Consider the following 6,670-nt stretch of genomic DNA (forward strand, 5'->3'; position numbering starts at 1 on the left):
GGTTGTTGCACGGCAGGATAGATCCGACCCGTCGCACCGGCAAGGCGTAACAGGATCGCCACCCTGACATCGGGCAGCAACACTGCATGCTAATAGTCTCGCGGCGAGCCAGCTATCGAGTTCTGCCGGGAGCATCGAAAATTGACTTTGTTATAAACCTTAGCTCGGCAGAGCCCTGTTCAGCCGGGCGAGTTGCACCAAGGCGACGGACTCAATTCGTCCTCCGCGATGAAAGTGGCAAACCAACGATGGTTACGACGAAGAAGACGCACGCGGCCACACGGGCTGGCAAAGGTGCTCACGCGGCTGCACTACCTGGTGGACATGATCCTGCTGTGCGTGCGCTGGTACGTGGCACACTGGTTCAGTCGCGATAGCGATGGGTGGCGAGCACGCCCCGTATGATAAGGACTGTCACATCATCAGCGAATAGCATTGCTCGGCCGCCGTTCGCTAAATACTGGCTTCTTTCATTTGCCCGTTCCTGTGATGCACGAGCACCGAAAGTCCTTGGAGCTCGTCATCGGTCTGATACGGCGTTTGATGGCGCGATGGTCCTGCTCGAGGATGTCCACAAACTCAACGCGACTGGAAAGGCCACCTCCCAGTTGCGCTCGCCGGCCAGATCGATGAGCTACCTGGAGGGAACCGGCATTGGCCTTTGAAAGCCTGCTGGCGACCGCTCGCGAAGTCGAAGTGACCGGACAGCCTATAGCAGCCCTCGCCGGCCAGATCCATGCACTGCCACTTCCTGAAGCGAAAGGGCAGGCGGTCCGCGGTAGTCTGGATGCAGCGGACCAATCTTCAGTATGAGCTCGCAAGCGCGCAATCAACGAGCCTCTTGCGGTGCATTGCGACGCGGAGACCATATGTTGTGTCTGCCGTGTGAGAACCTCCAATTCCGTCGAAATGAGGAACGCGTCTCGTGCGACCAACATATCTCTCCCACAGCGGCTGGAGATTTGCCTCGTGTAGTAGTTAAGCAAATTGCGAATGTCTTGATGAGATAGAACCGTATTTTCTGCCCGGGCCACACAGGAATCGCTTCAAAAAACGGAGCACAAAGCACGCTAAGCGGATGAAACCTCGGAGCCTGATATCGGTCGATGGCGCGGCGAACGCCTCATCCATCTGTCGGTAGCGTTTGATTCTATTCGCCTGAAGCGACATCAAGGTCGTCGCAACTGGAGCATGGCGCGGATTGTTCCGCACCGCCCACCAGTAACGAAGGCTTCGGATCCCAGCGCTGCGGCGTAACCGGTAGGCGCGCTCAGCTTCTACAACTGGGACGGCATGACGCCCGAGACCTTCATCGTCTTGCGAATTACGTCGAGCTGTTCCACGCCGACACGTTCTATCTCGCGCTGAAGAACGACCTGCTCTGGCTCGTGTTCTTCCTGCTCGCTCGGCCGCTCGGCTTGCTTTTCGCGTTGTATCTGAACCAGCAGATCAAGGGCATGCGCGTGGTGAAGTCGCTGTGCTTCGCGCCGTTCGTCCTGTCGAGCGTGGTGGTGGGACTCGTGTTCAGCTGGTTCTACGATCCCGCTTTCGGTCTGCTCAAGCTGATAGTCGGACACGGCATTGCCGTGCTCGGCGACCCGCGCACTGTGACCTTCGGCATCGTCTTCGCCGCGCTATGGCCGCAAACGCCCTACTGCATGGTGCTGTATCTGACAGGCCTGACCTCCATCAATCCGGAAGTCGCGGAGGCCGCACGGATGGAAGGCGCGAAAGGCTGGAGCCTGCTCTGGCACGTGATTCTTCCGCAACTGCGCCCCGCCACCTTCATGGCGGTCGTGCTGACGGTAATCGGTGCATCGCGCAGCTTCGATCTGATTTCGGTGATGAGCGGCGGTGGTCCTTTCGACAGCTCCACCGTCCTCGCGTACTACATGTACGACCAGGCCATCAAGTACTACCGCGAAAGCTACTATTTCTGGGCGCTGTGCCTCACGCAAGGGGACAACGCCGCGCCGATCACCGTCGCCGTCGCCGCGCTCAAAGACTAATGGACGACCGCCTGGAACCTGGTCGCGGCGGGCTCGATGCTGGCCGCGCTGCCGTCGGTGCTCATGTTCTTGGCGATGCAGAAGCACTTCGTTGCCGGACTCACTTTCGACGCCAGCAAGGGCTGAGCGGTCGCAAATCGTAGACCGCGCGTGCGAGCGCAGCGCGGCACAACACCGATCTCTGGAGATCACGACAATGCAACTGGGTGTCTGCTACTACCCCGAACAATGGCCCGACACGATGTGGGCCGACGACGCGCGACGCATGGTCGACATGGGCATCACGCACGTGCGTATCGCCGAATTCGCATGGAGCAGCATGGAGCCGCGCGCGGGCGTCTATGAATGGGCATGGCTCGACCGGGCGATCGACACACTTGCGGGCGCGGGCCTCAAAATCGTGCTCGGCACGCCGACGGCGTCGCCGCCGAGGTGGCTCGTCGAAGCGATTCCCGACATGCTGCCGGTGCGCGCCGACGGCACGACATGGAACTACGGTTCGCGCCGTCATTACGACATTTGCAGCGAGCCGTACCGGCGCGAATGCGTACGCATCACCGAAGCAATGGCCGCGCGCTATGGCGCGCATCCGGCCGTCGTCGCGTGGCAAACGGATAACGAACTCGGCTGTCACGAGACCGTGCCGAGCTATTCGAGCGCGGCTCGCCGGCGGTTTCGCGGATGGCTCGCGCGCCGCTACGAGACCGTCGGCGAACTGAACACGCGCTGGGGCAACGTGTTCTGGAGCATGGAGTATCCGTCGTTCGACTCGATCGAATTGCCGAACCACACGCCGGCGGACGCGAACCCGGTACATCTGCTGGACTTCCGCCGTTTCATGTCCGACGAGGTGACGAGTTTCCATCGGGAACAGGCCAAGGTAGTGCGGCGGCACGCGCCGCATGCAGACGTGCTGCACAACTTCATGGGCTTCTTCACCACCTTCGATCACTACCGCTTCGCCTCGAACGGCAGCATCGACGTGGCAACGTGGGACGGCTACCCAATTGCCCGCACCGAAGTGATTGCGCTCGCGGAAGCCGACAAGGCCCGCTATGCGCGCACCGGACATGCCCACGTGTCCGCGTTCGATCACGATCGCTATCGCGGCATCGTACTCGAACGCGAGCGTCTGATAGTCGAAGTCCTTTGGTGTGGCGCTGGATCTCGAACATCCATTGTGTCTCGTAGAGAGCGATGGGTGCGCCGGCCCGCTTTGCGCAAGCGCCAACAGCTCCGCAGACTCCTCGACTTCCCGCGTCGCACCCGCCACCTCGCGACCGCCAGGCGACGGCGTGTCGTCGGGCAGGTGCAGGCCCGAATGCATCTGCCCCTGCGCAAACAGCGCCTGACGCCAGCGGAAATACGACACCAGTTCCGCGCCGCGCACGAACGCTTAGTAGGCCGACAGCCGCAACAAGCCGGGCGCGGGATCCCACGGCGCCTAGTTCACCGGTCCCGCTTCCTGCTCCATCACCCAGAAACGGCCGTGGCCACTGAATCTACATACCCGCCTTGCGCTTTCCACGCGTCGACGTGGTTACCCAAGCCAATGAGCGTGCGCGGATCAGCTGTGTCGGGCGTGGACGGAAACAGCAAGCGGTCCTGCATCACAAACAGCGAGAGCGCCGCGCTCAGATAGGCGGCGACAGCAAAGCATAAAAAGGTGAGTAGGCGCATGCTTCGTCTCGCCTGCGGGGCTTTATCAGCTTTGTCGCCACTATAAGGACAATCGCCAGCTCGATACGCCAATCGCCGTGCCCCGCTTGCCGCCATCCCATGTAGGGAACCTACCGTTTAACCAAACTTTGCCTGAGATAGCGGGTATTGTCAGAAACGTGTCTGGCACAATGACCGGCTTATAGGAAAACGTCACGTCGCTTTATAAAACGAATGAAAGTCAAAAACTCTCGACGGTGGGCTTCGCGAGGCCGCAAACGGTGGATCATCGCGGCGGCTGCACTTTTTACCGCCGCCACCATCCGATCGATACTTCACCCGCTGCTCGGCCCGATCATGCCAGGCACCGCCTTTCTTATCGCCGCCGTGCTCGTAGAGTATTACTGTGGCCTCGCGCCTGCACTCTGCGTGATGCTGGCGGGACTCTGTCTCGCGGATTACCTTTTCGTCCCTCCCTACGAACGCATCGACATCATTGATGCGTCGGATATCCGCCTGCTGCTCTCGTACACGATCATTACGATTGTTGTCATCACGCTGGTCGAGCGCTTGAGACGCGCGCAGTATCGTGCCGAACTGCTGGCGTCCGTAGCGCACTCGCGCTATGAAATGCTGCTGCGTGGCGATAACGAACGCCTGCTCGCGCGTCGCGCCACGGATGAAATGCATCGCATGCTGCATCACATCGCGCAGCACAACCGATCGCTCATTCTAATCAAGGCGCTCGATCCGGCAACAAGCGCGCCGCCCGGCGGCTTCGTCGCGGCGGAGGCAACCTCTGCGGCTGGGGGAGTCGTCGACAACGAATCGTTTATTACGGGTATCGCTTACGGCGCCAGGCATTCGCAAGTGCATCAGGATGATCTCGCGCGTCTGAACAACCGCCTGGTGCCCGGTCACTACCGCATGCGTTTTCTATCGAGCGGACACGGTTGGCACGCAGTCGAATGTGTGTGCGAACGCTTCATTACCCCGTCCGGCGAATTTCTGATCCTTCGGGCGGAAGACTGACTATGAACCCTTCTCAATTTCCGGCTGCTCCGGGCAACGATCATGTTGCTCTCATTTTGCACGGCCTTTCAAGTTCTCCAGCGGAATTGCGGTTCCTCTCTCGCACGCTCGGCGAGGAAGGCTTCGCGACTCACACGCCAGAACTTCGTGGCTACAGCGCCGGCACCGGACATGTACCGATGGAACAGTGGATCAGCGCAGCCGTCGCCGAATTTGACGCGCTTGCCGCGCGACACCGGCATGTTTCCGTGTGCGGCCTCTCCATGGGCGCGACGCTGGCCGCCGCCGTCGCTCTAGAGCGCCCGAGCGCGCGCGCGTTGATGCTGTTGTCGATCACACTCAGCTATGACGGCTGGGCGATCCCTTGGTATCGATTTCTGCTCGACTACGCCTATTACACACCATTGCGCTCGCGCGACCGTTATCGCGAGACCGCACCATATGGCCTGCGCAACGAGGCGTTGCGCTCGAAGATTGCACGCGCGATGCAGAGAGACGGAATCAGTGAAGTAGGGCCCGCGTCCATTGCGATGCCAGCGCTTCACGAAGCGAGCCGGCTTGCAAACTCGGTACGCAGGAAGCTGAAGAGGATAAGCACCGACTGCCTCATCATTCACGCGATTGACGATGAGACGTCCAGCCCGCATAACGCGCGCTACGTTGTGGCGAACGTCGGGGCGTCATTTCTTCGCACTATCTGGCTCGACGACTCGTACCACATGATCACATCTGACAACGAACGCGAGGTCGTCGCGCGCGAATGCGCACTTTTCCTGCGCGAAAGTGCTGCAGCTTCGGCGTCCTGCAACAATCCAGCGCCAGTCATATCAAAGGCGCTCGCGCGGCGCCTGAGACAGTTGGCCGCCGTGGCGAGGAAAGCATGAGGCTCGACATCACCTCTTTTGGACGTCGATGGTTAGCGCTCGCAGCGGTAAGCGGGTGTTGCAAGTCGAACCGACGCCCGAATGAGCATGCCCTGCAGACGGGTCAGTACGCGATTCGGGCGACGCACGTCACCGCCCGGCCTATCGCCGCGGCCGGGCATAAAGCCAGACGGCGTCGGTGATTGATCATCTCGCGACACTGTTGCGATTCTGCACGACGTTATCCGGACCGGCGCATGACAGCGAACGTGCCCCACCACGCCATCGAAGACCGTGGCGAAAGCTCATTGGCCTGCATGTCTGGCAGGTGGGCTCTGGCCACATGAGCGCGGTGGTGTCAGTCTCGACCAGTGAGCCTGAGCGAAATTCGCGCTTCTATCATTAGTTGCTAGAACGCTTAAAGAGGCTGCCACCATGTCACGGTGGATGTGCAACTTCACAGGCGGCGGCCTCAGTCATCCAAATCAAGTCGTCGTGCATCGATGTCAGCTTCTTCGATGGCAAGAAAAGTTTGTGCGTCGGGTAACCCTTGTACTTTTGATGGATCAGGCGAAGGTGCACGTCAGTACCAGACCAAGAACTGCCAGCACGGGCGTATCCGACCAGGAACCTACCCGTCTCCATATCCCGCGTGGCGACAACCGCCGGGTCTCTTACTGGTTTGCTCGCCATTCGAGCCATGGCATGGCCTTGTTGAGGGGCGTCGTCGTGTGCGGACTGCTGAAGGTAGGCATCCCACGCGTCGCGAGGCCGTGCACTGCCGACTCTGCCTAACCAATGCCCACGCTGGGCCCCGGTGATTGCTCCGCCAGTCCATGCCGGCTTGCGGATCCGGCATCAGCGTCGGCGGGGAACACGCGCCGCCGACTTCCGTGCCGTCTTCAAGAAGCAGCAGATGCCAGCCTCCGCCCAGATCGGCAGGGCGCGGCTTGATTTCGTAGCTGTAGCCCGGTGCTGATAGGAGCTGCTGCGCCTCGTCGCGTCGATTCACTCGGGACGCGTGAGCGCAAATGTCGCTTTGCAGCGGTTCGGTAGCGCGGCGCAGGGTGACCCCGTGTACCGGGCGGCGGACCACCTTGGCAGGCT

The 6,670-nt window shown here is 60.8% G+C and carries 2 protein-coding genes and 5 pseudogenes; 6 read left to right on the top strand and 1 reads right to left on the bottom strand.

Annotation, left to right across the window (positions count from 1 at the left end):
* Positions 1 to 1,266: 1,266 nt before the first annotated feature.
* The 3 pseudogenes from P0D80_RS47915 to P0D80_RS47925 all read left to right on the top strand — a co-directional run.
* A pseudogene (locus P0D80_RS47915) lies at positions 1,267 to 1,931 on the top strand (carbohydrate ABC transporter permease); the annotation flags it as partial.
* A pseudogene (locus P0D80_RS47920) lies at positions 1,932 to 2,135 on the top strand (carbohydrate ABC transporter permease); the annotation flags it as partial. It abuts the pseudogene before it with no gap.
* A 70-nt stretch (positions 2,136 to 2,205) separates the two neighbouring features.
* Positions 2,206 to 3,123, top strand: a pseudogene (locus P0D80_RS47925) (beta-galactosidase); the annotation flags it as partial.
* A gap of 189 nt (positions 3,124 to 3,312) precedes the next feature.
* On the opposite strand, the pseudogene P0D80_RS47930 reads toward P0D80_RS47925, so the two are convergent.
* A pseudogene (locus P0D80_RS47930) lies at positions 3,313 to 3,399 on the bottom strand (beta-galactosidase); the annotation flags it as partial.
* Positions 3,400 to 3,902: 503 nt separating this feature from the next.
* On the opposite strand from P0D80_RS47930, the gene P0D80_RS47935 reads away from it, so the two are divergent.
* The 3 genes and pseudogenes from P0D80_RS47935 to P0D80_RS47945 form a co-directional block, all read left to right on the top strand.
* Entirely contained in the window at positions 3,903 to 4,700 is a 798-nt protein-coding gene (locus P0D80_RS47935) for a DUF4118 domain-containing protein (protein WP_408295219.1), read from the top strand.
* 2 nt (positions 4,701 to 4,702) lie between these two features.
* Complete coding sequence (locus P0D80_RS47940) at positions 4,703 to 5,584, top strand: alpha/beta hydrolase (protein WP_408295222.1); 882 nt, start codon at positions 4,703 to 4,705, stop codon at positions 5,582 to 5,584.
* A gap of 964 nt (positions 5,585 to 6,548) precedes the next feature.
* Positions 6,549 to 6,670: pseudogene (locus tag P0D80_RS47945) on the top strand (Tn3 family transposase); the annotation flags it as partial.

The organism is Paraburkholderia sp. RL17-373-BIF-A (assembly GCF_046030175.1).
In the GTDB taxonomy this organism is placed as follows: domain Bacteria; phylum Pseudomonadota; class Gammaproteobacteria; order Burkholderiales; family Burkholderiaceae; genus Paraburkholderia.

Coding starts and splice junctions, on each gene's coding strand:
- P0D80_RS47935 (WP_408295219.1), top strand. CDS start 3,903: ATGAAAGTCAAAAACTCTCGACGGTGGGCTTCGCGAGGCCGCAAACGG.
- P0D80_RS47940 (WP_408295222.1), top strand. CDS start 4,703: ATGAACCCTTCTCAATTTCCGGCTGCTCCGGGCAACGATCATGTTGCT.